Annotated in this window: 24 protein-coding genes; 6 read left to right on the plus strand and 18 right to left on the minus strand. The window is 55.7% G+C overall.

Annotation, left to right across the window (positions count from 1 at the left end; translation table 11 throughout):
• Positions 1-34 precede the first annotated feature (34 nt).
• From JT31_RS01320 to sad, 7 genes are all read right to left on the minus strand, one after another.
• Complete coding sequence (locus tag JT31_RS01320; RefSeq protein ID WP_038472433.1) at positions 35-559, minus strand: GNAT family N-acetyltransferase; 525 nt, start codon at positions 557-559, stop codon at positions 35-37.
• 114 nt (positions 560-673) lie between these two features.
• Positions 674-1,174, minus strand: a complete 501-nt coding sequence (locus JT31_RS01325; RefSeq protein WP_038472435.1) for a GGDEF domain-containing protein — start codon at positions 1,172-1,174, stop codon at positions 674-676.
• 58 nt (positions 1,175-1,232) lie between these two features.
• Positions 1,233-2,285, minus strand: coding sequence for a diguanylate cyclase (locus JT31_RS01330; protein WP_200882451.1), 1,053 nt, complete (start codon positions 2,283-2,285; stop codon positions 1,233-1,235).
• Between the two features lie 84 nt (positions 2,286-2,369).
• The gene (locus tag JT31_RS01335; RefSeq protein ID WP_038472438.1) at positions 2,370-3,851 is read right to left on the minus strand and encodes a GGDEF domain-containing protein; all 1,482 of its coding nucleotides are present in this window, start codon (positions 3,849-3,851) and stop codon (positions 2,370-2,372) included.
• 449 nt (positions 3,852-4,300) lie between these two features.
• Positions 4,301-5,227 carry a glutaminase B gene (gene glsB / locus JT31_RS01340; protein WP_038472441.1) on the minus strand — a complete coding sequence of 309 codons (927 nt, stop codon included), beginning with the start codon at positions 5,225-5,227 and terminating at the stop codon, positions 4,301-4,303.
• Between the two features lie 69 nt (positions 5,228-5,296).
• The gene (locus JT31_RS01345; RefSeq protein WP_038472445.1) at positions 5,297-6,898 is read right to left on the minus strand and encodes a methyl-accepting chemotaxis protein; all 1,602 of its coding nucleotides are present in this window, start codon (positions 6,896-6,898) and stop codon (positions 5,297-5,299) included.
• Positions 6,899-7,009: 111 nt separating this feature from the next.
• Positions 7,010-8,401 carry a succinate-semialdehyde dehydrogenase gene (gene sad / locus JT31_RS01350; RefSeq protein WP_038472449.1) on the minus strand — a complete coding sequence of 464 codons (1,392 nt, stop codon included), beginning with the start codon at positions 8,399-8,401 and terminating at the stop codon, positions 7,010-7,012.
• A gap of 101 nt (positions 8,402-8,502) precedes the next feature.
• Here sad and ptrR point away from each other — a divergent pair, with 101 nt between their 5' ends.
• The gene (gene ptrR, locus JT31_RS01355) at positions 8,503-9,354 is read left to right on the plus strand and encodes a putrescine utilization regulator PtrR (protein WP_038472451.1); all 852 of its coding nucleotides are present in this window, start codon (positions 8,503-8,505) and stop codon (positions 9,352-9,354) included.
• A gap of 180 nt (positions 9,355-9,534) precedes the next feature.
• Here ptrR and JT31_RS01360 read toward each other — a convergent pair whose 3' ends face one another.
• Positions 9,535-10,326 carry a PhzF family phenazine biosynthesis protein gene (locus JT31_RS01360; RefSeq protein WP_038472453.1) on the minus strand — a complete coding sequence of 264 codons (792 nt, stop codon included), beginning with the start codon at positions 10,324-10,326 and terminating at the stop codon, positions 9,535-9,537.
• 195 nt (positions 10,327-10,521) lie between these two features.
• Between JT31_RS01360 and JT31_RS01365 the strand changes: the two genes are divergently transcribed.
• On the plus strand, positions 10,522-11,721 hold the full coding sequence (locus tag JT31_RS01365; RefSeq protein WP_038472456.1) for a sugar transporter: 1,200 nt from the start codon (positions 10,522-10,524) through the stop codon (positions 11,719-11,721).
• A gap of 48 nt (positions 11,722-11,769) precedes the next feature.
• Here the strand turns inward: JT31_RS01365 and JT31_RS23615 are convergent.
• Both JT31_RS23615 and JT31_RS01380 read right to left on the minus strand, forming a co-directional pair.
• A protein-coding gene (locus JT31_RS23615) for an IS3 family transposase (protein ID WP_144244011.1) occupies positions 11,770-13,133 on the minus strand; the annotation gives its coding sequence in 2 pieces (ribosomal slippage) (positions 11,770-12,656 and positions 12,656-13,133; 1,365 coding nt in all).
• Positions 13,134-13,219: 86 nt separating this feature from the next.
• Positions 13,220-13,888 carry a MarC family NAAT transporter gene (locus JT31_RS01380; RefSeq protein ID WP_038472459.1) on the minus strand — a complete coding sequence of 223 codons (669 nt, stop codon included), beginning with the start codon at positions 13,886-13,888 and terminating at the stop codon, positions 13,220-13,222.
• Positions 13,889-14,072: 184 nt separating this feature from the next.
• Here JT31_RS01380 and marR point away from each other — a divergent pair, with 184 nt between their 5' ends.
• Genes marR through marB form a run of 3 tightly spaced genes read left to right on the plus strand, consistent with a single transcriptional unit; the run spans position 14,073 to position 15,172 of the window.
• Positions 14,073-14,507 carry a multiple antibiotic resistance transcriptional regulator MarR gene (gene marR, locus JT31_RS01385; protein WP_038472462.1) on the plus strand — a complete coding sequence of 145 codons (435 nt, stop codon included), beginning with the start codon at positions 14,073-14,075 and terminating at the stop codon, positions 14,505-14,507.
• A gap of 21 nt (positions 14,508-14,528) precedes the next feature.
• Positions 14,529-14,921 carry an MDR efflux pump AcrAB transcriptional activator MarA gene (marA, locus tag JT31_RS01390; protein ID WP_038472465.1) on the plus strand — a complete coding sequence of 131 codons (393 nt, stop codon included), beginning with the start codon at positions 14,529-14,531 and terminating at the stop codon, positions 14,919-14,921.
• A 38-nt stretch (positions 14,922-14,959) separates the two neighbouring features.
• A complete protein-coding gene (gene marB, locus JT31_RS01395; protein ID WP_038472467.1) occupies positions 14,960-15,172 on the plus strand; it encodes a multiple antibiotic resistance regulatory protein MarB in 213 nt (70 codons plus the stop codon).
• Between the two features lie 43 nt (positions 15,173-15,215).
• Here marB and eamA read toward each other — a convergent pair whose 3' ends face one another.
• Positions 15,216-16,118: an O-acetylserine/cysteine exporter gene (gene eamA / locus JT31_RS01400; protein WP_038472469.1), complete on the minus strand. Its 903-nt coding sequence runs from the start codon at positions 16,116-16,118 to the stop codon at positions 15,216-15,218.
• A 198-nt stretch (positions 16,119-16,316) separates the two neighbouring features.
• Here eamA and JT31_RS01405 point away from each other — a divergent pair, with 198 nt between their 5' ends.
• Positions 16,317-17,531: an MFS transporter gene (locus tag JT31_RS01405; RefSeq protein WP_052048936.1), complete on the plus strand. Its 1,215-nt coding sequence runs from the start codon at positions 16,317-16,319 to the stop codon at positions 17,529-17,531.
• Between the two features lie 15 nt (positions 17,532-17,546).
• On the opposite strand, the gene JT31_RS24205 is transcribed toward JT31_RS01405, so the two are convergent.
• The 7 genes from JT31_RS24205 to JT31_RS01440 form a co-directional block, all read right to left on the minus strand.
• Positions 17,547-18,725 (minus strand): GNAT family N-acetyltransferase, encoded by a 1,179-nt coding sequence (locus JT31_RS24205; RefSeq protein ID WP_038472472.1) that lies wholly within the window; start codon positions 18,723-18,725, stop codon positions 17,547-17,549.
• A gap of 94 nt (positions 18,726-18,819) precedes the next feature.
• The gene (gene urtE / locus JT31_RS01415; protein ID WP_038472474.1) at positions 18,820-19,518 is read right to left on the minus strand and encodes an urea ABC transporter ATP-binding subunit UrtE; all 699 of its coding nucleotides are present in this window, start codon (positions 19,516-19,518) and stop codon (positions 18,820-18,822) included.
• Positions 19,519-19,527: 9 nt separating this feature from the next.
• Entirely contained in the window at positions 19,528-20,325 is a 798-nt protein-coding gene (gene urtD, locus JT31_RS01420) for an urea ABC transporter ATP-binding protein UrtD (protein ID WP_038472477.1), read from the minus strand.
• On the minus strand, positions 20,325-21,398 hold the full coding sequence (gene urtC, locus JT31_RS01425) for an urea ABC transporter permease subunit UrtC (protein WP_038472480.1): 1,074 nt from the start codon (positions 21,396-21,398) through the stop codon (positions 20,325-20,327). Before urtC ends, urtD begins: the two co-directional genes overlap by 1 nt.
• Positions 21,398-22,969, minus strand: coding sequence for an urea ABC transporter permease subunit UrtB (urtB, locus tag JT31_RS01430; protein ID WP_038472483.1), 1,572 nt, complete (start codon positions 22,967-22,969; stop codon positions 21,398-21,400). The genes urtC and urtB overlap by 1 nt, the downstream gene beginning before the upstream one ends.
• A gap of 212 nt (positions 22,970-23,181) precedes the next feature.
• Complete coding sequence (urtA, locus tag JT31_RS01435) at positions 23,182-24,453, minus strand: urea ABC transporter substrate-binding protein (RefSeq protein WP_038472486.1); 1,272 nt, start codon at positions 24,451-24,453, stop codon at positions 23,182-23,184.
• 32 nt (positions 24,454-24,485) lie between these two features.
• Complete coding sequence (locus JT31_RS01440) at positions 24,486-25,166, minus strand: GntR family transcriptional regulator (RefSeq protein ID WP_144244014.1); 681 nt, start codon at positions 25,164-25,166, stop codon at positions 24,486-24,488.
• Between the last annotated feature and the right edge of the window lie 3 nt (positions 25,167-25,169).

The following is a 25,169-nucleotide window of genomic DNA, read 5'->3' on the forward strand; positions in this document are numbered from 1 at the left end:
AAGCGACGATCAAGTGACACTGTCACTTGTTAAATCACAAGTTCCGGTAATAAATCGTGGTAGAACACGGGCTGCCGTCCGGCATCAGCGCATAGTTTGGCAGATCGCCAACGCGCTGCCAGCCCATGCCCTGATAGAAAATTTCGGCATCGCTGCCGGTGGCGGTATCCAGCACCAGAACCGACTTGCCATGGGTCGTGGCCACGGCTTCAAGATAGCCCATCAGCCGCTGAGCAATGCCTCTCCGCCGCGCCGCTCGGTGAACCAGCAGCTTGGAAACGTCCGCCCGGTGCGGCTGGTTTTCCGGCTGGCTGGTGATAAGCTGCACGGTGCCGACAATGCGCCCTTGCCCGTCTTCGGCGACAATCACCGTTCTCTCTCCCCGACTTACGCTTTGCCCGACATCGTCCCAAAAAGCAGCCGCTTTCTCCGGCGACAAAGGATGTAAAAAGCTGACCGAAGCCCCGCCTTCCACGCAGTCAATTAATACGTCCGTTAATTCTGCCGTAACGTCTGCAAACTCACAGGCCTTGAGGGAACGAATCCGATACTCGGGCACAGCGACTCCTGAATGTTAGTTTAAGTTGTCGGGACGGTTGATGTAGAAATAACAATGGGCCAGATTACTGGCTAATGCGGGCAACTACTATTAAGAAGGTATACGGAATTGTTATTACAGTTGATTTCGTGACGGTGTTCTGACGCTTCTTGCCTGACGCATGGCCTGATCGACCTCGTTGACCAGATCCTCAAGGCTGAGATGCCGTTGAGGGGCATACTCCACGCATCCCCAGTTAAAACCCAGCGCCCAGGGGTGTTCTGCCCGCTGGTTAAACGCCGAAACCTTGCCCTCAAGATGCTGCATCGCGATAAACGCGCCCTCTTCGCTGGTGCCGTTAAACAGCAGGATAAACTCATCGACGCCCTGGCGGGCTATGAGGTCGATTTCGCGGAAGGAGGACTTCATCAGTTCGGAGAAAACGATCAGCGCACGATCGCCCTGTTCATGCCCATGGCCGTCATTAATTTGCCCGAAGTGGTCAAAAACAACAAACACTACGGAAAGATGCTCCGCCCGACGATGCGCGCCGCTCGTGGCGTACTGCCCCAGAAACATAAAACCCTGACGGTTCAACAGGCCAGTCAGTTCATCGGTCATCGCGGTATTCAGCATGTCATCTCCCCGGCGCAGACAAATAACCTACTCTGCATACAGTTTAGATGAACATTTCTCAGGCCGCGTAAATACGGTTTTTACCGGCGCGCTTGGCGTTGTAAAGGGCATCATCCGCCGCTCTCAGCCACTCGACGGCATCCGGCATCTCTTTAGTCGCACAGGCAATGCCGATGCTTAGGGTACAGAAGGCGTTTTTTTCCGGCAGCACGCGAACGTTAATGGACTCCAGAAGGATCCGCTGCGCAATGCCCTCGGCTTCTTCCAGCGAAGTATTCGGCATCAGAACCACAAACTCGTCGCCGCCGAGGCGGGCCGGGGTATCGCTTGAACGCGTAACCACGCGCAGCACGTCGGACACCGCCATCAGGATTGAATCACCGACTTTATGTCCGAAACGATCGTTCACTTCTTTGAAATTGTCGATGTCGATAAACATCAGCGCCGAACTTCCGCAGGCAATCCGTAATCGCGCCAGCTCATTGCCAATTTTACGCTCCAGCAGGCGACGGTTTGCGATCCCGAGCAGAGGGTCCATCATGGCGATATTTTCCAGCTCACGGCTTTTTTGCCGCAGCTTCAGCGAGATGGAAGCGGTTAGCATGCTGAGCGCGATGGTGTAAATGGCGATAAGCGGCAGCGTGGCGTACATCGTGCGGGCAGAAACCGCCGGGTTGAACGGCATTCCGTGGCTTATCCAGGTGAGTGAAAACGCCAGCAGCATTGCCACCATCGCCCTGACCATCAGCGGTTTTCCTCCAGCGGCCAGCCTGTCGGAGACCAGAATGGTGACAATCGCCACTGAAGGCAGCGCACTTAGCGACATCATGGCAATCCAGAAGCCCCCCGCCGCCGCATCTATGACCAGATTCTGCTTTTCACCGGTGACCGGAGAGGAGGAAAAACGCGCTTTCAACAGCGCCACGTGTGGCCAGACAAAAGCGTTGACCGCTAACAGGGCGATAATCGCCAGAGAAGCCTGTTGCTCGTGCAGCACCGAAAAGATAGGCAAAAAGCACAGCAGCGTGCCCAACATCCGCATGATATACATACGATTAATGAAACGAGAGCCCTGCGTTCTGGCTTTTTTGTGAGGATCGGGTGTACTCATAAATTTCTCAGGCAAACGAACCAGCAACGACGAACTGAGCGGTAATACTACTCGATAATAAAGGATCGAAAATGAACATGCTTATTATGAATCGCTAATATGCGATGCCGGTAGCTCATCGGCATTTTGGCTGCTCGAGCTGGTCTTATTGCGTCCCTGCCGTTTCGACAGATACAGATTTTTATCTGCTTCAGGGATCAGCTGATTAAACGTTGCTTCCAGCGTGTTATTGCCCAGCGTGGCCTCAGCCAGGCCGATACTCACGGTAATAAACAGCGACCGCTGCTCGTAATGGAAGCTGCTTGCTTCAATGGTTTTTCGAATCTGCTCGGCTATCTCAAAACCCTGCTTCGGATCCCGGGTTCGGCACACCACCACAAACTCTTCCCCGCCAATACGTGCCACCATTCCCCGATTGCCCACGGTATCCAGCACCCTGGCAGCAAAAGAGGCCAACACCATATCGCCGCACTCGTGACCCCAGCTGTCGTTTATACGCTTGAAGAAATCAATATCCAGCAGCATGACGCACAGCAGCGGCTGCCCGATATCTGGCTGCTGGCGCGCGCTACGTTTGAGCGCTTCAAACAGGCCTGAGCGCGAATAAACGCCGGTCAGGTAGTCATAATCCGCCCGCAGCGACGTTTGCTTGATCAGTTGGTTAATGGCATCCACGCTGATGGAAACAATCAGCGGGCAAATGGCGATGGTGGCGATGCCCAGACGGGCGGAGAACATCTGATCCACCAGCAACAGCGGCTGCTCGGAGTGAAGATTGATCGCCGCATGGGCCACCAGCACAATTTCCACCGCCCCGGTAATCAACGTTAATAGCGCGGTGACCGGGAGCGGATAGCGTATGGCACACCAGATAAGCGCCGGCAATGGAAACGCCAGGCTGCCCGCGCCACCGATAATCATCGCCGTGAAGACGGCAATCACGACGGCAAAAAGCGGATACATGTCGGATGGCACAATGCCGGACAGCTTACGCCAGGAAGGCCAGCTTGCGGTCAGCAAGCACGGCAGCATCAGCACGCCGGTTGAAAACTGCTCGCTGACCCAGTCGGCATACAGCGGCATAAACTTTTCATGGTAATCACCACTAATACCCAGCGAGCCCACCGCGCCAAATAACGAAGATAATATGGCGGCAATCAGCGAGAAATTAAAAATATTAAACGCATTTAGCGCCCAATTGCTCTCGTCCATATTGCGTGAATAACGCAACAATAAACGCGCGGCGGTGACAATAAAGACCATATTGGAAAAGTTAATGATCGTCGACTGCCAGCCCCACTGCGTGGTGAAAGCGTCGTAAACCAACATCGCCGCATAGCAAATAAAATAGTAAACGGCTTTATTCAGCCACGGATTGCGGACAAAGATGGCCGCCAGCACCGCATTCAGCGGCCAAAATAGCGACAGATCGTTAACCAGGCGTAGCGAAGCGCCAAAAAAGTAAAACAGCGTGGTCAGAGCAAAAACACTGATGGCATTTAACAGCATTTTTTCTGGGGAAAAGAATAAAAACTTGGATCGATTAACCATGCTATCCTGGTTCATACTTATTCATCACCGCTGAAAATAAATAGCGCCATCAGGTGATTGCGAAAATAAGCATTAGCTTAGCATGTTTACCCAGCTAACAACCCCCGGGCATTGAGAGAAAGAGGAAAATTCACTCAACCTGCCAGCGCACAGCATCAACTATCAGCCATAAGCTAAATTTTTGCCACCTTCTGCAGACCACTGCATTCAGGGCAGGATTTGCGACTAACAATTCACACTTATCGCCAATGAATAATTAGCAGACTCAGGTTTAACCGATGTTTAAAGTGACTGGCTTATAGTCCCTGAACGAAGGATTTCCCGGAGTCAAAATGCGTAAAACCCCCTGGGCGGAGCGATTGCTTATCACCGCCATTATGATAGCCGTGCTGGCCACCGTTAGCCTGGTTGGCGTGCTATGGTTGCGCATACCGGGATTGTTGCTGCTGTAATGCCAGAACAGTTTAAAAAATAGAACGCCCAATGCGCTGAGAAAGAATTTCCAGCGCGGCAGTCCCCGCCAGAGAGTTACCGGAAGCGTCCAGCTCCGGGCACCACACGGCGATAGACATCTCGTTCGGCACGTTGGCGATAATACCGCCGCCCACGCCCGATTTCCCCGGCAGACCTACGCGATAAGCAAATTCACCCGCACCGTCATACATGCCGCTGGTTATCATCAGCGCATTAATTTGCCGTGCGTGCTGGGCGGAAATCACCGGCTCATCGAGATCCAATGCCCGTCCCTGATTTGCCAGGAATAAAAACGTTTTGGCTAATTCGAGGCAGCTCATTTCCAGAGAACAAAAATGGAAATAGGCTTGTAGCACCGCAATCACGTCATTTTCGAAATTGCCAAAAGACTTCATCAGCCAGGCAATAGCGGCATTTCGCGCCGAATGCTCGAATTCGGAACGCGCCACGCGCGTGTTATAGACCAGATCCTCAGCGCCGGAAAGCTGACGAACCACCTCGAGCATGCGCTGCTTAGGCGCACTGAGGCGGGTTTGCAGCATATCGCAAACGACCAGCGCACCTGCGTTAATAAACGGGTTACGGGGCTTGCCCTGCTCAAGCTCAAGCTGCAAAAGGGAATTAAAAGGCTGCCCGGAGGGCTCTTTGCCTACGCGCTGCCAGATTTCATGCTCTTCATAGCGCCCCATTGCCAGCGTCAGGCTTAGTACTTTAGAGATCGACTGAATGGAAAAGCGTTCTGTGGCATCTCCGGCGCTAAAGAATTCACCGTCAACGGTACAGATAGCAATGCCCAGCTTATTGCCGGAGACTTCTTCCAGGGCTGGAATATAGTTCGCCACTTTCCCTTTTCCCAGCAAAGGGCGAACCTGGTCGAGGATCTCTTCCAGTAACTGATTGTCTAATTGAACCGGCACCGTGCTCTCCTGAGCGATATATTTAGCGGCGCAAGTATATCAGAGCCACGGGCCGATAATAAAACGAACTCAGGCAGTCATCTGAAAGCGGGCAACGGCTTTTTCAAGGCGCTGCGATTCATCCAGCAAACGCTGAGAAGTGTTTGCCGAAGCTTTTATCAGCTGCCCCGTTTGATTCACCGCCTGATTCAGCGTGGTTATCCGCGCCGTAACATGATGCACGCTGGCCCCCTGGTCTACGGACGCGCTGGAAATTTCATTCAGCAGGCCGCTAAGACGCGTAACCAGCGCGATAACATTCTTCAACTGCGTCTCAAGTTCAGACACCGCCTCGCTGCCCTGCTCGATACCCTGCAGCGAGTTATTGATTAACGCCTGAATGTTTCTGGTCGACTGACTGCTCTGCTTAGCAAGCAGGCCCACCTCGCGAGCAACCACGGCGAAACCACGCCCCTGATTGCCCGCATGAGCGGCTTCAATCGCGGCGTTCAACGCCAGAATATTGGTCTGGAACGCCACGTTATCAATCATTGCCACGATGCCGCGCATCTCTGATGAACGGGCGACAATATCCTGCATAGACATATTTACCGTGTGCATCATCCGATCGCCCCCGGCCACCATCTCACGCGCTTCATCTGCGCGCTGGTTCGCCTGAATAGCGTACTGGCTATTTTCCTGTACGCGGGACTCCAGCTCGGTAATATGCAGCGTAACCTTCTCCAGCTCCTGCTCCTGCTGAGAAGACTGGCTGGACAACTCATTGTTACCTTCGGCAAGCTGACCGATGTTGCTCAACAACGTCGCGGACGATTCACGAACCTCCAGCACCAGTTGCTGAATGCCCTGCTGCATTTCCAGTACGCTGCCGTGTAGCTGCTTCACTTCACGGTTCACCAGTTTTCTTTCGGCGGGCAAACGGGACAAGTCACCGGCAGCCAAAACATGCAGATGCTCAATCAGGCCGCGCAGCGGACGAATCACCCAGCGGGCCACGCCCAGCCAGACGGTAATCGCCACCGCCAATAAAATGCCCAGCGCGATGATGAACAGCGTTTGCGCCTGGCTCAGGCTACCCAGTAAAGCATGGCCGGCCTGCGCGGTTTGTTTCTCACCGTCGGTCTGGTAATGCGCATACTGTTCGTTGAAGTCAGACTGAAACGCCTGAATGGGTACTTCGAAAAACGCATCGATTGAGGCATGTTTTTGCATGCCATCCAGCTGCTCTTTTAACCCGCCTGAGAACAGCTGATAGCTATTGGCCAGCGCCTCGCTGCCTTGCGGATGCAGCTGTTGCCAGGCGGCAAAGTTTTGCTGCGACACCTTCAGCGCCGCGTCAGCTTCATCTACCAGGCTATTCCAACTGCCAACGGAGCCGGTTTCTTTGTCCTGCATAAAGTAAACGCCCGCCCGGTTTAACAGGTCGCTGGTCATTAACAAAGATGTTCTGGCTTTCTCCATGACGACCTGCTGCCGATGAAGCTGATTGCTTTCAAGCACGCTCTGGCGGGTTTCATGCAGGATATTAGAAAGGGAGACGGTGGAGAGAATTTGCAGCATGGAAAAGAGTGCGATAACGCCAACCACCCCGCTCAGTAACCCAAACTCGCGAGGACGTCGGGCGAAAAGTTTGAAGGGGTTTAAACGGCGAAAAATTTGGCTTATGTTCATGATTTTCTTCAGTAACACAACGATGCGGCGAGTGTACTGAGCGAAAATGACAGAATTATTTCATTTCAATGACAAACAGGGCCACCTGCGCGGTGGCCCCCTCATAGAAAACTACCGGCGATCCTTCCACACGGTCTGAATATTACAGAACTCATGCAGGCCAAAGTGGGAAAGCTCACGGCCAAACCCACTCTTTTTCACCCCGCCAAACGCCACGCGCGGGTCGCTGGCGCTGTAGCCGTTGATGAACACGCCGCCGCACTCAAGGCGAGCCGCCATCTCCAGCGCAAGCTGCTCATTGGCGGTATAAACCGTGGCAGAAAGCCCGTAATCACTGTCGTTCGCCAGTGCAAGAGCGTGCTCGCTGTCACGGGCAACGGTAATGGCGGCTACAGGGCCAAACAGCTCCTGACGGAACGCGGTCATTTCCGGCGTGACATTGGTCAGCACGGTTGGCGCATAGTAGTTGCCCTCGCCGGGCAGCTTATCCCCGCCGGTCAACAGTTTTGCACCCTGCTTAAGTGACGTTGTCACCTGCTCGTGCAGCTCATCACGCAGATCGTAGCGCGCCATCGGCCCGATGCGGTTAGCCTCTTCCACCGGCGAACCTAACTGATAGCTTTTCAGCTCGGCAACAAAGCGGTCGGTAAAGGCTGCGGCGATCCCGGCTTCAACAATAAAGCGTTTCGCCGCCGCACAAACCTGCCCGGTATTCTGGAAACGCCCGGCCACCGCGGCCTTAACGGCTTCGTCCAGATCTGCGTCGTTGAGCACGATAAACGGATCGGAACCGCCCAGCTCCAGCACGCATTTTTTCAGCGCTGCACCCGCCTGAGCGCCAATCGCTGCCCCGGCTCTGCCGCTGCCGGTTACCGTCACGGCGGCAACACGCGGGTCGTTAATCGCCTGGCTTACCCCTTCCGGCGTGACGTTCAGCAGCTCGAACAGCGACGACGGCAGCCCGGCATCCGTGAACATCTGGCGGATAATGTCGGCGCAGCCCATCACGTTTGGCGCATGCTTCAGAATATAGCTGTTCCCGGCCAGCAGAATCGGCACAGCGCCGCGCAAAACCTGCCATAGCGGGAAGTTCCAAGGCATCACCGCCAGAATTGGCCCAAGCGGACGGTACTCGATAACCGCGTTGTTATTTTCAACCTGAGTCGTTTCCGCGCCTAACATCGCCGGGCCATGCTCTGCGTACCAGTCGCAAAGATTGGCTGACTTAGCCACTTCGGCACGCGCCTGCAAAATCGGCTTGCCCATTTCGGCGGTAATCATTTGCGCCATGGCCTCGGCATGTTTACGCACCGCAGCACCTAAATCACGCAGCTTCTGCGCTCTCTCGCTCAGCGGCGTAGCCCGCCATGCATTAAACGCCTGATGGTTGCGGGCCAGCGCGGCATCAATCTGTGCTGCGTTCTCAAAAGGATAAACCGCAATGCGCTCACCGGTGGCGGGATTGCGTGAAATGGCGTGGGTTTGCCCGGTTACTGATTGCATGGTGGTGCCTCGACAGGTGAATGAGATGTTAACAGTAGCCTTGAGGCGTAAAGTTTAAAAATGAATAATACTAAGCAAACCCTTCACGATTTGAGAAAGCTATGGATCTGACCCAGCTGGAAATGTTCAACGCCGTCGCAGAAACCGGCAGCATCAGCGCCGCCGCACAGCAGGTGCATCGCGTCCCGTCGAATCTCACGACCCGCATCAAGCAGTTGGAGGCCGACCTGGGCGTGGCGCTGTTTATCCGCGAGAACCAGCGCCTGAAGCTCTCGCCGTCCGGCCACAGTTTTCTGGCCTACAGTAAACGCATCCTGGCGCTGGTGGATGAAGCGCGAATGGTGGTATCCGGCGATGAGCCTCAGGGACCGCTCGCGCTCGGTTCGCTGGAAAGCACGGCGGCGGTACGCATTCCCGGCCTGCTGGCAAGCTTCAACCAGCGCTACCCGAAAATTCACCTTTCGCTGGCTACCGGCCCCTCAGGTGACCAGATTGACGGCGTACTCGAAGGCCGGCTTTCTGCCGCCTTTGTTGACGGCCCGGTGCTGCATCCTTCCCTTGAGGGCGTGGCGGTGTATCGCGAAGAGATGACCATCGTCGCGCCTGCAGACCATGCCCCGATTCACAGCGGCGCGGACGTTAACGGCGCGAGTATTTATGCCTTTCGGGCCAACTGCTCTTACCGCCGCCATTTTGAAAGCTGGTTCCACGACAGCCAGGCCATGCCGGGCAAGATCCATGAAATGGAGTCTTACCACGGGATGCTGGCCTGCGTTATTGCCGGGGCGGGGCTGGCGCTGATGCCAAGAAGTATGCTGGAGAGTATGCCGGGTAGCCATCAGGTGAGTACCTGGCCGCTGCCGGAGGATAAGCGTTATCTGGATACCTGGCTGCTGTGGCGCAGAGACGCCAAAACCCGCCAGCTTGAAGCCTTTATTTCCCTGCTGGAATAGCTCCCGCGGGCGGGGGCAAACGCCATCAGCCCTTTTTAACGGTGATGCTCCAGCTGGCATCAATGTACAAAGGCTAGCATGGACGGGTTCAACAATAATCGCGCCTGATCAGCTAGCCTTTATGAGCTGAATTCATCAATCCCGGATAACTATAATCATGAATAGCTATGCTGGAATATTCTAACGCAGCAGCACTTTACCAATCAGATAGGTGACCGCTTTGCCGCCGATCAGCACACGCTCGCCTTTATACTGGCAGCGCAAATCGCCGCCGCGATAAGAGACCTGCCGCGCCAGCAGATGCGTTTTGTTCAGTTTATCCGCCCAGTAAGGGATCAGCATGCTGTGGGTAGAACCGGTGACGGGATCTTCCGGCACTGACTCTCCTGGGCAGAAAAAGCGGCTGACAAAATCATATTCACCCTCGCCTTTCGCGGTGATACAGACCATTTTTTCCAGCGGGATCATGGCGTTGATATCAGGCTGAATAGCTTCTACTTCCGCCTGGCTTTCCAGCACCACCAGATAATCACGCCCGACGCGCATCTCTTTGCACTCGCTGATGCCAAGCGTTGCCAGCAGCTCAGGCAGCGGCGCCATCTGTTGCGTTTCCCAGGCGGGGAAATCCAGCGTCAGCCATTCGCCGTTGCGGGTAACGGTCAGCGGGCCAACAAAACGCGTGCTGAAATGAATCACCGATTCAGGGTAATCGAGATGCTCAAAGATGACGTGTGAAGCGGCAAGCGTGGCGTGCCCACAAAGGTTGATTTCTCCCTGCGTGGTAAACCAACGCAGCTCAAAGCCCTCGTCTGTGGTGACAAAGAAAGCCGTTTCCGACTGATTATGCTGTTGGGACATTTTCAGCAGCGTGTCATCCGGCAGCCATTCACTGAGCGGGCAAACGGCGGCGGCGTTACCGCCAAAGGTGGCGTCGGCGAAGGCATCTACCATATAAAAGTCAATTGCTTGCATCGTGATAACTCCTGCTTTTCATTGTTATTTTCTCACCGCCTACCATGACACACTCGCCTGCACCGCGCTGCTTTTTTCTTGCTCAGGTCTGGCAGAATCGTAAATGAGACATAAATCACAAAATCGGTTGTGCCGCCGATCTGATGGTTTTATGATCCATCCATTCCTACCGCTTATTTACCTGCCTGGCTCCTTATGACAATCACTACCGTCTCACGCAAAACGGCGTGGCTACGGGTGGTAACCCTTGCAGTTGCCGCTTTTATTTTTAACACCACCGAGTTTGTGCCGGTTGGCCTGCTGTCAGATATAGCCCAGAGTTTTGGCATGGAAACCGCGCAGGTCGGCATCATGCTGACCATTTATGCCTGGGTGGTGGCCCTGATGTCGCTGCCCTTTATGCTGATGACCAGCCAGGTTGAGCGCCGTCGGCTGCTGATTAGCATTTTCCTGCTGTTTATCGCCAGCCACGTGCTGTCGTTCCTTGCCTGGAACTTTACCGTGCTGGTGATGAGCCGAATTGGTATCGCTTTCGCTCACGCGATTTTCTGGTCGATCACCGCTTCACTTGCCATTCGTATGGCGCCTGCGGGCAAAAAGGCCCAGGCGCTGAGTTTACTCGCGACCGGCACGGCGCTGGCGATGGTGCTGGGCTTACCGCTGGGCCGCATCGTCGGGCAGTATTTTGGCTGGCGTACCACCTTCTTCGCCATTGGCGTGGTGGCGGCCGTGACGCTGTTCTGCCTGATTAAGCTGCTGCCTAAACTGCCTAGCGAGCATTCGGGTTCGCTGTCCAGCGTGCCTGAGCTGTTCCGTCGGCCCGCGCTGGTCAACATTTATGCGTTAATCGCCGTGGTGGTCACCGCGCACTACACCGCCTACAGCTATATCGAGCCTTTCGTGCAGCAGGTCGTGGGGCTTAGCGCCAATTTTGCAACGCTGCTTTTACTGTTGTTTGGCGGCGCGGGCATCATCGGCAGCGTGCTGTTTGGCAAATGGGGAAATAAATACGCTTCAGGGCTGGTTTCCGGGGCGATTGCCCTGCTGGCGGCCAGCCTGATACTCCTGTTACCCGCTGCAGGAAACGAGCTGACCCTCGCCGGGCTGAGCCTGTTCTGGGGCATTTCAATCATGATTATTGCCCTCGGGATGCAGGTGAAGGTTCTGGCCCTTGCGCCGGATGCCACCGACGTGGCGATGTCGCTGTTCTCAGGTATTTTTAATATCGGCATCGGCGCGGGCGCGCTGGTGGGCAATCAGGTCAGCCTGCATATTTCTATGGCGGATATCGGCTTTATTGGCGCAATTCCGGCGCTTGTCGCGCTGTTCTGGTCAATAATTGTGTTTCGCCGCTGGCCGGTGGCGCTGGACGAGCAGCCCCGGCCGACGCATTAACAAAAATGCCCTCATTTGGACTGACCCCATAAAGTTGGACAGTTCATGTTAAGCGGCTATCGGGGTCTGGGTTCGGTATTCTACCGGACTCAGGCCTTTTAATTTCAGACTGATCCGCTCGTTGTTATAGTAATGGATATAGTCCTCTATCGCCTTCCTCAGTTCATTCAGATCGCTGAACCTGTTCAGGTAAAAACACTCCGATTTCAGTGTGCCGAAGAAGTTCTCCATCACCGCATTATCCAGACAGTTTCCTTTGCGCGACATACTTTGTGTCATGCCCTGTGCCTTTAACCTTGCCTGATAGCCTGCCATTCGATATTGCCAGCCCTGATCCGTGTGCAGCAAGGGGCTATCTTCCGGGCTGAGCTTCAGGAACGCATCGCGCAGCATGCTATTAACCATCTCCATCACCGGCCTTTCCGACAGGCTGTAGGAGATAATCTCCCGGTTAAACAGATCGAGAACCGGCGACAGATACAGCTTTTTACCCTGTACTGAGAACTCGGTGACATCCGTGACCCATTTTTCGTTGGCTTTCGATGCCCCGAAGTTCCGGCCCAGGATATTGGGTGCAGCCTTGCCCACTTCCCCTTTCCAGGCACGATATTTCTTCACCCTTATCAGAGAACGGAGCGACAGTTCTGCCATCAGCCGCTGTACAGTTTTATGGTTCACCAGCAGACCCTGCCTTCTCAGCGAGAGCGTGATCCTGCGGTAGCCATAACGCCCTTTGTGATAGTGATAAATCTCTCTGATTTTGGCTTTCAGCCCGGCATGCCTGTCTGCTCGCTTCAGCGCATTGATATTGTGATACCACGTACTGCGGGACATGCCCGCTGCACGAAGAAGATCACTGAGCGCATACTCCAGCCTTAGTTCGTTGATTATTGCGGCTTTCCGCCGTTTTTCTCGCTTTGAACTAAGGCCTTCAGCTTTTTTAGATAGGCATTCTCTGCTCGCAGGTAACGAAGTTCAGCCCGCAACTCTTCGGGAGATAACTTATCCAGCGCAGCATCGGTAAGTGGAGGTGTTTTTTTGGGTTTTGTCATGTCCTTGCTCCGGCCAGGTTTTATGCTCAGAAGTCCTTTTTCACCTGCGTCTTTGTAGACATTCACCCAGTGCCGGACAACGGTTTCAGTGGAGATATTAAACCGTGCGGCAGCTTCGCGCATCGAAAGTTCTTCAGCGAGAACCGTGCGTACGACAGCAATCCGGAACGCCGGAGAATGGCGGTCATTTTTCCAGGTAATGCCATCAATACCGTGGAGTTGCCAGGCTCTTACCCAGCGTCGCACTGATGTTCTTTCAACACCAAAACGTTCAGCGGTACGATGTGTTCCATCTTTTCCGGCAAGGTAGTGTTTGACTACAGCTAATCTGGTTTCGAGGGAATATTTTGGCTTTGCCATAAAAAACTGCACCTTACTCAGTTGGGTGTCCAACTTTTGGGGTGCAGTCCAATTGAGAGGGCATTTCTCTTTGCATCACGCTCAAATCAGGCCGGGTAAGTCTTAATAATTTCCAGCACGCCGTTAATAATAAACTGCACGCCCATACACACCAGCAGGAAGCCCATCAGGCGGGAAATGGCCTCAATGCCGCTTTTACCGACTATGCGCATAATCGCCCCTGAACTGCGCAGGCTAGCCCAAAGAATCAGGCCTACGGCGAGGAAAATCAGCGGCGGCGCCACGGTTATCACCCAGTTGGGGAAATCAGAACCTGCGCGCACGGTGGACGCCGAACTGATGATCATCGCGATGGTACCCGGCCCGGCCGTACTTGGCATCGCCAGCGGCACAAAGGCGATATTCGCCTCGGGCTCTTCGCTCAGCTCTTCCGACTTGCTTCTCGACTCCGGTGATTCATGCGCCTTTTGCTGCGGGAACAGCATGCGGAAACCGATAAAGGCGACGATCAGTCCCCCGGCAATACGCAGGCCCGGAATTGAAATCCCGAAGGTATTCATCACCACCTGACCGGCGTAATACGCCACCATCATAATGACAAACACATTCACCGAAGCCATCAGTGCGGTGCGGTTACGCTGCCGGCTATTCATGTCTCCGGAAAGCCCAAGGAACAGCGCCACGGTGGTCAGTGGGTTAGCTAACGGCAGCAACACCACCAGGCCAAGGCCTATGGCCCTGAGTAAATCCATCATATTTTAATCCTTTTTGGTCCTTTATCGAGCGGGCTTAGCAGGTTTGAGTATAGCAGCACGGAGTTTACCGACGGTGGGTGAAGCGTTTTAGCTTTTCGTGGCATCGGCTAAACCATCACGTTGACTTATACTTGCCTCGGCAATAATATCTGCCGTGACTAATCTACTTGCCTGGGCAAACATAGTGAAAAGCACCTGTGATCTGTTTAACGAAATCATTCCCCTCGGGCGATTGATCCACATGGTGAATCAGCACAAAGACCGCCTGTTAAACGACTCGCTCTCCCCGCTGGATATTACCGCTACCCAGTTTAAGGTGCTGTGCTCTATTCACTACCAAGTTTGCATCACCCCAGTCGAGCTGAAAAAAGTGCTTTCCGTTGACCTCGGTGCATTAACCCGAATGCTGGACCGCCTGCTGTGCAAAGGCTGGATCGAGCGTTTGCCGAACCCCAACGATAAGCGCGGCGTTCTGATCAAGCTGACGCCGGAAGGCGTTGCGCTGTGTGAAGAGTGCCGAAGCCTGGTGGGGCTAAGCCTCCACAAAGAACTCACAAAAAACCTGACCGACGACGAAGTCGACACGCTTTATCGCCTGTTAACAAAGGTATTGCCGTAAAACCTGCAAAGAGGTGAAACGATGTCCAGACGCAACAATGATGCGATTACGATTCAGAGCATTTTGGGGTGGATCGAAGAAAACCTGGAAACCCCGCTCTCGCTGGAGAAGGTTTCTCAGCGGTCTGGCTACTCCAAGTGGCATCTGCAGCGGATGTTTAAGAAAGAAACCGGCCACTCGATGGGCCAGTACATCCGTAACCGTAAGCTGACAGAAATCGCGCTTAAGCTCAAAGAAAGCAACGAACCGATTCTTTACCTGGCCGAGCGCTATGGATTTGAGTCGCAGCAGACGTTAACCCGCACCTTTAAGAACTACTTTTCGGTGCCGCCGCACAAGTACCGGGTGACCCGTCTTGCCGTAGAAGGCAAGTATCTGCATCCGTACAATCAGTATTGTAGTTTGTGTAATTAATGCATCACCGCCTGTTTTACAGGCGTAATCGAGGAAATATGAAATTCATCTCCGCAGCCACCCTTCTTCTGGCCCTGGCATCGACAAACGCTCTTGCGGAGCAATCCGGCAGCTTCAACGCCACCCAGGCCAACTACGGCAACATGATCTCCTGCTCCGGCGGTCAGCTGTCTAAAGGCCCGCAGCAAACCGCTGCAGAAAAATCTGAAGAACTGGGTTCCCCTTACTATCACGGTAACGTTCGTTCATAAGATGCAGGCTAACCCGCCCGATGCTGGGCGGGTGCCGCGAACGTCAGGAAGAGACTCGTTTCACCGAACGCCTGAAGCGCAAACCAAAGACGTTGATATACAGCCCCCCCATAATCAGTACCGCCCCTAACAGCTGCATTACCGTTAGCGTCTCCCCGAGCATCAGCGCGGCGCTTGCCATACCGACCACCGGCACCAAAAGCGACAGCGGCGCCACTCGCCAGGTTTCATAGCGCCCAAGCAGCGTGCCCCAAATACCGTAGCCCACAATGGTCGAGATAAACGCCAGATAGATAAGCGACAGAATGGTCGTACCGTCTATATTCACCAGGCTTTGCAGCATGGTTTCTGGCCCATCCAGCAGCCAGCTTGCGGCAAAGAACGGCAGCACCGGAATAAGCGCGCTCCAGACGATAAGCGACATGATGGCCGGACGCGGCTCGTGCTGCATGATCTTCTTGTTGAAGATATTGCCGAAAGCCCAGCTCAGGCCTGCCGCCAGCGTCAGCATAAATCCGAGCAGCGCCACGTGCTGCCCTGCAAAACTGCCTTCAATCAGCACCAGCACGCCGAATACCGCGAGGGTAATCCCCGCCAGCTGTTTGGCCTGAAGGCGTTCGCCAAAGAAAAACGTGCCCAGAATGATGGTGAAAAACGCCTGAGACTGCAGCACCAGAGAAGCCAGCCCGGCGGGCATACCAAACTTAATCGCGGTAAACAGGAAGGCGAACTGCCCGAAGCTGATGGTCAGCGCATAGGCCGCCAGCAGGCGAAAAGGCAGCTTCGGGCGGGCAACGAACAACATCGCCGGGAACGCCACCAGTAAAAAGCGCAGCCCCGCCAGCATCAGCGGCGGCATGTTGTGCAGCCCCAGCTTGATTGCCACAAAATTCACGCCCCAAATCACCACCACCAGCAACGCCAGCAGTCCATCTTTACGCGTCATAACCCTGCCTCTGTATTTATTATCGATTTGTAAAAAAATAAACCTTATCCGCCTGAGCAAACAGATACAGATCCCACTTTTTGCCGGGGATACAGATGTGTTGTATCGTGCCTTCGCCAAAACTGGTCGCTATACCAGGCTGATTTTTCGTGATAAATCTTTCACCCTCTTATCTCATCACAATTAAAACATGCCGCCATGACCGCCCTCAGTAAACTGTTCTCAGGCAAACAACTTGCAACAACTGTGTTACTTATTTCTTCGCTGCTGCTGACCATTGGCCGGGGACTTACGCTGCCGTTTATGACCATTTATCTGTCGCGCGAGTACCATATGGCGCTGAAGGATATTGGCCTGGCGATTACCGTCGCGCTGGTCGCCGGGGTGATATTCAGCCTTTGGTTTGGCATCCTTGCAGACAAATTCGATAAGAAAAAAGCCATGCTGTTGGCTATCGTCATCTTCCTCGGCGGCTTTGCGGTCATCCCGCTGGTGCATAACGCGGGACTGGTGGTGCTGTTTTACTCGATCATCAACTGCTCTTACACGGTGTTTTCCGTGGTGGTTAAGGCATGGTTCTCCGACACGCTGGACGTTAGCCTGAAACCCAAAATATTCTCCCTCAACTATACCTTCGTTAACGTCGGCTGGACGGTCGGCCCGCCGATAGGCACCTTTGTGGTGATGTACAGCACCAACCTGCCGTTCTGGCTCTCCGCCATGACCGCCCTGCTGCCAATTCTGATGATTGGGCGCTATGTAAAAAGCCAGCCGGTCAGCGCCAGCAGCGTCACTGATACTGAAGATAAGGTGCTGCCGTCGCCGCGCATGATGCTGCGCGATAAACAGCTTATGTGGTTCACCACTTCGGCTTTTTTAGGCTCGATGGTTTACGGCGCCTTCGCCGGCTGCCTGTCGCAGTACGCAATTGTTATCGGTGATACCGGGCTGGCTGAAAAAGTCGTCAGCGTCGTGCTGTCGGTAAACGCCATTGTTGTCGTCGCTTTCCAGTACTTCCTGGGGAAAAACATTCGCCCCGATAACATCAAAAAGATGATGTTCTTCGGTACGATCTTTTTCGTCTTCGGCCTTGGCGGCTTTATGATTTCAGGCACGAACCTGTGGCTGTGGGGGCTGTCTTCGCTGGTGTTTACCCTTGGCGAGCTTATCTATGCGCCGGGGGAATATATGCTTATCGACAATATCGCGCCGCCGGGGCTGAAATCCAGCTACTTTGCCGCGCAGCAGCTTGGCTGGCTCGGCGGGGCCTGTAACCCACTGGTCACCGGCCTGCTGCTGAGCTGGCTGCCGTCTTACATGCTGTTTGTGGTGCTGATGGGCACGATTTTACTGGCTTACTACGCCATCGTGATTGGCATGAATACGCCGCCCCGCCAGCCTCTCACGGCCTGACGAGGCATCATTCAACTAAACGGCTTTTTCGTATTTGATAAAGCCGGACTTCTGCGCCACTTTGTCGTACAGGGTTTGCGCCGTGGCGTTGGTTTCATGGGTATGCCAGTAAAGGCGCGAGCTGTTGTTGGCCTCTGCGTGCTGGCGTACCGCTTCAATCAGCGCCCGGCCAACGCCTTTGCCTCTTGCCTGCGGGGCCGCAAACAGATCCTCGAGATAGCAGTACTGGGTTGCTGACCAGGTGCTGCGGTGATAGAGGAAGTGGGTGAATCCCAGCATGTTCCCCTGCTCGTCGAAGGCGCCCAGGCCCCGTACCGGCTCTTGCTCATTCAGCATGCGCTGCCAGGTTAAATCCGTGACGTTGTCACTTATTTGTGCGTCGTAGAAGGTCAGGTAGCCCTGCCAGAGTGCTTGCCACGCTTCGCGGTCGTCCGCCGTTAACGGGCGCACGTCTACCCGACGAGCGGGTTCGCTTTTCTGGCGGCTAAGTGCATCGCGAATAGCCGCCAGCCCTGTACGCTGCACGCCGTTGGTCATATTTTCCGGGGACAGCCAGCTCTCAAAAGCGAGCTTCACCAGCGGCCATTCACCATCGGTGATGGAGAACCAGGCCGTATCGCGAGTGCGCCCTTTGTAAATCCCCATCTGGCGGAATACGCCCTCAAAGCGGAAACCAAACCGCAGCGCGGCACGACGGGAAGGTCCGTTCAGGCTATCGCACTTCCACTCGTAGCGGCGGTAACCCAACACTTCAAAGGCATACTTCATCAGTAAGAAATGCGCTTCCGTAGCCTGAACGGTACGCTGTAGCAGCGGGGAGAACACCACAAACCCGACTTCAATACTGCCGTTCGCCGGGTCAATACGCATCAGCGACAGCGTGCCAAGCGCTTTGCCGCTGGCGTTATCCACGACGGCAAAATGGAAAGGATCTGCACTTTGCCCGGCGCCGGTGATGTAGCTGATAAAATCGGCCTCGTTATCAAACGGCCCAACGCTCAGGTAAGTCCAGCCACGCGAATCTTCGGCCTGGCTCCAGGCCTGCCAAAGCTGTGCCCCATGCCGCTCCACGCTCAACGGTTCGAGGCGGCAAAACTGCCCGTTTAAGGTGACGCGTTCCGGCAGCGGGCGTCGCTGCCAGTCAGGGAGAGATAAGCCAATCGGCTGCTGGAAACTGTTGACGGTAAAAGACATGCTAACCTCTGGAATTCGATAGTGAATATCAAAAACTATAGGCGCGTAGAGGTTCAGCCGAAAGGGCCACAATCATTAAATTTTGGCAGACCACTTATATCGCCACCAGTCCCCGGACGCCGTCCTGTTCCATCGCGCTGCCGTCGCCACGCTGGACTATCTCCCCCCGCGACATCACCAGGTACTGGTCGGCAAGCTCTGCGGCAAAATCATAAAACTGTTCCACCAGCAGAATAGCCATATCGCCCCGCCCGGCGAGATGCCGAATCACCTGGCCAATCTCTTTAATGATCGACGGCTGTATCCCTTCCGTGGGCTCATCCAGAATCAGCAACTGCGGCCTACAGGCCAGCGCCCGGCCAATCGCCAGCTGCTGTTGCTGCCCGCCGGAGAGATCGCCCCCGCGCCTGAGCCTCATCTCTTTCAACACCGGAAATAGCTGGTAAATCTCGTCCGGCACGGCCTTTGCTTCGCCCCCGGAAAAGCGCGACAGCCCCATCAGCAGGTTTTCTTCCACCGTCAGCCGGGGAAAGATATCTCGCCCTTGAGGAACGTAGGCGATGCCCGCCTGAACGCGCTGGTGCGGCCTGCGCTGGGTTATTGTCTGCCCCTGCCAGCTGATGCTGCCGCCCTTCACAGGCACAAGCCCCATCAGGCATTTCAGCAGCGTGGTTTTCCCCACGCCGTTACGCCCGAGCAGGCAGGTCACTTCCCCCACGCGCACCTCAAAGCTGACGCCGCGCAAAATATGGCTGCCGCCGTAATACTGGTTAAGCTCATTCACCTGCAGCATGTTTGCTCCTTAGCGCCCAAGATAGACCTCGATAACCTGCTCATTCGCCTGCACCTCACGCAGAGATCCTTCCGCCAGCACCTGGCCCTGATGCAGCACGGTGACGTGGTCAGCGATAGTTTCGACAAAGCCCATATCGTGCTCAACCACCATCAGCGAGTGCTTGCCCGCCAGGCTGCGGAACAGCTCCGCCGTGTACTCTGTTTCGGCATCCGTCATGCCCGCTGCAGGCTCGTCCAGCAGCAGCAAATGCGGCTCCTGTACCAGCAGCATGCCGATTTCCAGAAACTGTTTTTGCCCGTGAGAAAGCAGCCCCGCCCCGCGATGGCGTTCTCCCGTCAGCCGGAGCGTGATTAACATTTCGTCGATACGATCGCGCTGTTCGCCGCTGAGCTTTGCCCGCAGGCTTGCCCACACGGATTTATCGTTTTTCTGCGCAATTTCCAGATTTTCAAAGACCGTGAGCGCCTCAAAGACCGTTGGCTTTTGAAACTTACGGCCAATGCCCCTCCGGGCGATTTCAATGGGTTCCAGCCGCATCAGGTCGATGGACTGATCGTAAAAAGCTTTGCCGCTTTGGGGTTTGGTTTTGCCGGTGATCACGTCCATCAGCGTAGTTTTGCCCGCGCCGTTAGGGCCAATCACGCAGCGCAGCTCGCCCACGCCGATGTTCAGCGACAAATTGGTCAGCGCCTGGAAGCCGTCAAAGTTAACGTTGATATTTTCCAGCGCCAGCACCGGGTCGGTTTGCTCGCGAAAGCGGTCCGTAGGATGCTGGCGGGTAAACAGGGATTCGGCGGGCTGCATCATTTCTCTCCTTTGCGCAGCAGGCCAATGACCCCGCGCGGTAAAAATAGCGTCACCAGAATAAATATCAGGCCGAGAAACAGCTGCCAGTACTCCGGCACCGCCATGGTGAAGTAGCTTTTAGCCCCGTTCACCAGCCCTGCGCCCAATACCGGGCCAATTAGCGTGCCGCGCCCGCCCAGCGCCACCCAGATGGCGGCCTCAATCGAGTTGGTCGGTGACATCTCACCGGGGTTAATAATGCCGACCTGCGGAACATACAGCGCCCCGGCCAGCCCGCAAAGCACGGCGGAAAGCGTCCACACCAGCAGCTTGAAGCCTTTCGGATCGTAGCCGCAGTAGGTCAGCCGGTTTTCCGCATCACGCACCGCAGTCAGAATGCGGCCAAACTTGCTGCGTGCCAGCCAAAAGCCTAGCCCGACGCTTGCCACCAACAGCAAAACGGTGGCGATAAACAGCCCGATTCGCGTGCCGGTTGCCGTCACCGGCATCCGCAACAGCGTGGTAAACCCGGTGAAGCCGTTATTGCCGCCAAAGCCGGTTTCATTGCGGAAAAACAGCAGCATCCCCGCGTATGTCAGCGCCTGGGTCATGATCGAGAAGTAAACGCCCTTAATCTTTGAGCGAAAGGCGAAATAGCCGAAAACAAACGCCAGCAGCCCCGGAATCGCCATTGCCAGCAGCAGAGCCCAGGCGAAGTGCTGCGTCCCCCACCAGTACCACGGCAGCTCGCTCCACGAGAGAAACGACATAAAACCGGGCAGCCCGTCACCTGCGGCCTGGCGCATCAGGTACATCCCCATGGCGTAGCCGCCGAGGGCAAAAAACAGGCCGTGACCGAGGGAGAGTAACCCGGCATAGCCCCAGACTAAATCCAGCGCCACTGCCACGGTGGCATAGCAGAGGATCTTGCCGACAAGCGTCATAGTGTAGGTCGACAGGCTGAACGGATTGCTGCCGGGCAACAGCGTCAGGAACGGCAGCGTCAGCAGCAAAACCACCAGCAGCGTGCCCAAAACCAAAGTCAGGCGCGGCGCTTTACGTCCGAGCGTTAAAGTCAGCGGCATAGTCATCAGTCAATGACCCTCCCTTTGAGCGCGAACAGCCCCTGAGGACGTTTCTGAATAAACAGCACGATCAGCCCCAGAATAAGAATCTTACCCAGCACCGCGCCGATTTGCGGCTCGAGTATTTTGTTAAAGATGCCCAGCCCGAACGCCGCCGCCACGCTACCGGCAAGCTGCCCCACGCCGCCGAGCACCACCACCAGGAAGGAGTCGATGATGTAGCCCTGCCCAAGCTCCGGGCCAACGTTACCCAGTTGAGAAAGCGCCACGCCGCCCAAACCTGCAATGCCTGACCCAAGCCCGAATGCGAGCATATCCACGCGCCCGGTGGACACGCCGCAGCAGGCCGCCATCGCGCGATTTTGCGTCACGGCGCGCACGTTCATCCCCAGCCGCGTTTTGTTCAGCAACAGCCAGGTAAACAGCAGCACCAGCAGCACAAAACCCAGCACCACCAGGCGATTCCACGGCAGGATCAGGTTCGGTAGCACCTGCAGGCCGCCCGACAGCCAGGCCGGATTAGCCACTTCCACGTTCTGAGCGCCAAACAGCATGCGCACGATCTGGATCAGCATCAGGCTGATGCCCCATGTCGCCAGCAGCGTTTCCAGCGGGCGACCGTACAAATGACGAATAATCGTGCGCTCAAGCGCCATGCCGATCCCGGCGGTGACGGCAAAAGCCACCGGCAGCGCGACCAGCGGATAAAACGCCAGCCACGCCGGAGCAAACTGCTGGAACCCGGCCTGAACAAGCCAGGCAGAGTACGCGCCAAGCATCAGCATTTCGCCGTGAGCCATGTTGATCACGCCCAGCAGGCCGTAGGTAATTGCCAGGCCGAGCGCGGCCAGCAGCAGAATCGAGCCAAGGGAAAGCCCCATAAACGCCTGACCAAGGATTTCACCCAGCCTCTGGCGATGCTCAATTTTACGCAGACCCTCTGTGGCGGCCTGGCGCACCTCCGCATTCGGCTCCGCGCTTGCGTCGGTTAATGGTTTGAGCAAAGCCTCAGTTTCCGGGTCGCTGGACTGGCTCAGAAGCTTTACCGCATCCAGACGCACTTCTGCCTGCGGACTTGTCAGCTCCAGACGGGCAATCGCCAGCCCAAGCGCTGCCCGCACGCTTTGCTCTTTTTCTGCGTTTATACGCTGCTGAAGAATCGGGAGTAATTCCGGCGGAGCCTCTTTCTGCAAGGCTTTAGCCGCATTTAAACGCATAGAGACGTTGTCACTTATTAATTGATGGCTCGCCAGCGCCCCGGCGACCAGCACACGAAGCCTGTTGGTCAGCCGCAGCTTTTTTGTCTCGCCCTGCGGTTGGGCCTCATCCCCTAATGGAGTCAGGCCTGCGTCGGTCTGGTTAAAGGCCGAGTGCCCGTCGGTGACCAGCGTTTCCTGCTTAAGCGCGTTGAGCAGCGGCAAGCGAGCGGGATCGGGCGATAGCGTCCAGTTCTGGAGCAGCTCCGCCTGAGCCGTACGATTCGCGGTCGAAAACGTCTCCGCGTCACCGGCGGCGGCAAGCCCCGGCAATAAAGCGGCCACAACCAGCAGCAGCCGGGCCAGTGTTGCTAACGTCATGGCGTTCTCCTGTTTGATTTCACCCTGTTGCCCCTCACCCTAACCCTCTCCCCAGAGGGGCGAGGGAGTAAAGAATTTAACCCTCTCCCCAGAGGGGCGAGGGAGTAAAGAATTTCACCCTCTCCCTTCCAAAAAGAGGGCATTCACGCTTTTCCCCCTCTCCCTTCCAGGGAGAGGGCCGGGGTGAGGGTAAAATCAGCTAAGGGTATAAATTAGTTGCTGACGGTCTTTACCGGCAGCTCTGATTTCTTATCGTTCCCCGGAATAAACGGACTCCACGGCTGGGCGCGCACAGGTTTGTCGGTCTGCCACACCACGTTGAACTGGCCGTTACTTTCGATCTCGCCGATCATCACCGGCTTGTGCAGATGGTGGTTGGTGGCATCCATCGTCAGGGTAAAGCCAGACGGCGCTTTAAAGGTCTGCCCGGCCATCGCCGCGCGGACTTTATCCACGTCCGTCGTGCCCGCTTTCTCAACGGCCTGCGCCCACATATGAATGCCAACGTAGGTCGCTTCCATCGGGTCATTGGTCACGACGGTATTGGCGTTCGGCAGATTGTGGGCTTTGGCATAGGCCTTCCACTCGTTAACAAATTGCTTGTTGGTCGGGTTATCGACGGACTCGAAGTAGTTCCAGGCCGCGAGGTTGCCCACCAGCGGTTTAGTGTCGATGCCGCGCAGCTCTTCTTCACCCACGGAGAAGGCCACCACCGGCACGTCGGTCGCCTTCAGCCCCTGGTTCGCCAGCTCTTTGTAGAACGGCACGTTAGAGTCACCGTTAATGGTGGAGATCACCGCCGTTTTACCGCCAGCGGAGAATTTTTTGATATTGGCCACGATGGTCTGGTAGTCGCTGTGGCCAAACGGCGTGTAGACCTCTTCAATGTCTTTATCCTGAACGCCCTTAGAGTGCAGGAAGGCGCGCAGGATCTTATTGGTGGTGCGCGGATAAACGTAGTCCGTCCCCAACAGGAAGAAGCGCTTCGCCGCCCCGCCGTCTTCGCTCATCAGGTATTCCACCGCCGGAATCGCCTGCTGGTTAGGTGCCGCCCCGGTATAAAACACGTTCGGCGACATCTCTTCCCCTTCGTACTGCACCGGATAGAACAGCAGGCCGTTCAGCTCTTCAAACACCGGCAGCACGGATTTACGCGACACGGACGTCCAGCAGCCGAACACCACGGCCACCTTATCCTGGCTCAGCAACTGGCGGGCTTTTTCGGCAAACAGCGGCCAGTTTGACGCCGGGTCAACCACCACCGGCTCCAGCTTTTTGCCGAGTACGCCGCCCTTCGCGTTAATGTCGTCGATGGTCATCAACGCCACGTCTTTAAGCGGCGTCTCTGAAATGGCCATGGTGCCCGACAGCGAGTGCATGATCCCAACTTTGATGGTATCTGCCGCCTGGGCGGCAAACGCCAGCCCGAAGCTGACAACCGAAGCGGAAAGCGCGAAAGCTTTAACAAAGGTACGACGTTGCATAAGTCTGACTCCCCTGAAGAAACGATAAATGGTTAACTCAGCTTGAGTTGCCGAGCCTGGTGCAGCATATGAAGCGTTATCTGACGAACCTCTTTCTGACTTGCGGCGATGTGGTCGTGTAATCGGGTCTGTGCCTCCTCAAGGTTGCGGTCCCACACGGCGAGCAGGATTTGCCCATGTTCGGCGTACGTCGCACTGACGCGAGGCTGACGGGTAAAGTCCAGCCTGCGCACAATACGGATTTTCTCGGTGATATCCCGGTGAACCCTGGCCATTTCAGGGTTGCCCGCCGCAGACACCAGCGTCATGTGAAAAGCCTCGTCATACGGCGCGACGTTGATGCCCTCGTCGAGCGGCGGTTCCTCCAGCCAGAACTGCTTCAACGCCTGCAGTGGCAGCGGGCATACGGAGTCAGCCCGCTGGCAAAGCCGTTTCACCGCCTCCAGCTCCAGCACGATGCGCAGATCGTAAAGCGATTCGAGATGATCGAAGTCCACCGCCCGGATCTGCCAGCCGCTGCGGGGCTGCACGTCGACATAACCTTCCTGCTGCAGGGCATAAAGCGCCTGGCGAACCGGCGTGCGGCTGGCGCTCATGCGGTCGGCAATTTCGTTTTCGCTAAAGCGGTCGCCCGGCAGCAGGAGAAAGTCGAAGATTTCCTGCTTTAGCTGCTGGTATATGCGTTCGGCTACGGCTTCTGGTCGCTTTGGCATAGG

The sequence above is a fragment of the Cedecea neteri genome, assembly GCF_000757825.1.
Classification (GTDB): domain Bacteria; phylum Pseudomonadota; class Gammaproteobacteria; order Enterobacterales; family Enterobacteriaceae; genus Cedecea; species Cedecea selenatireducens.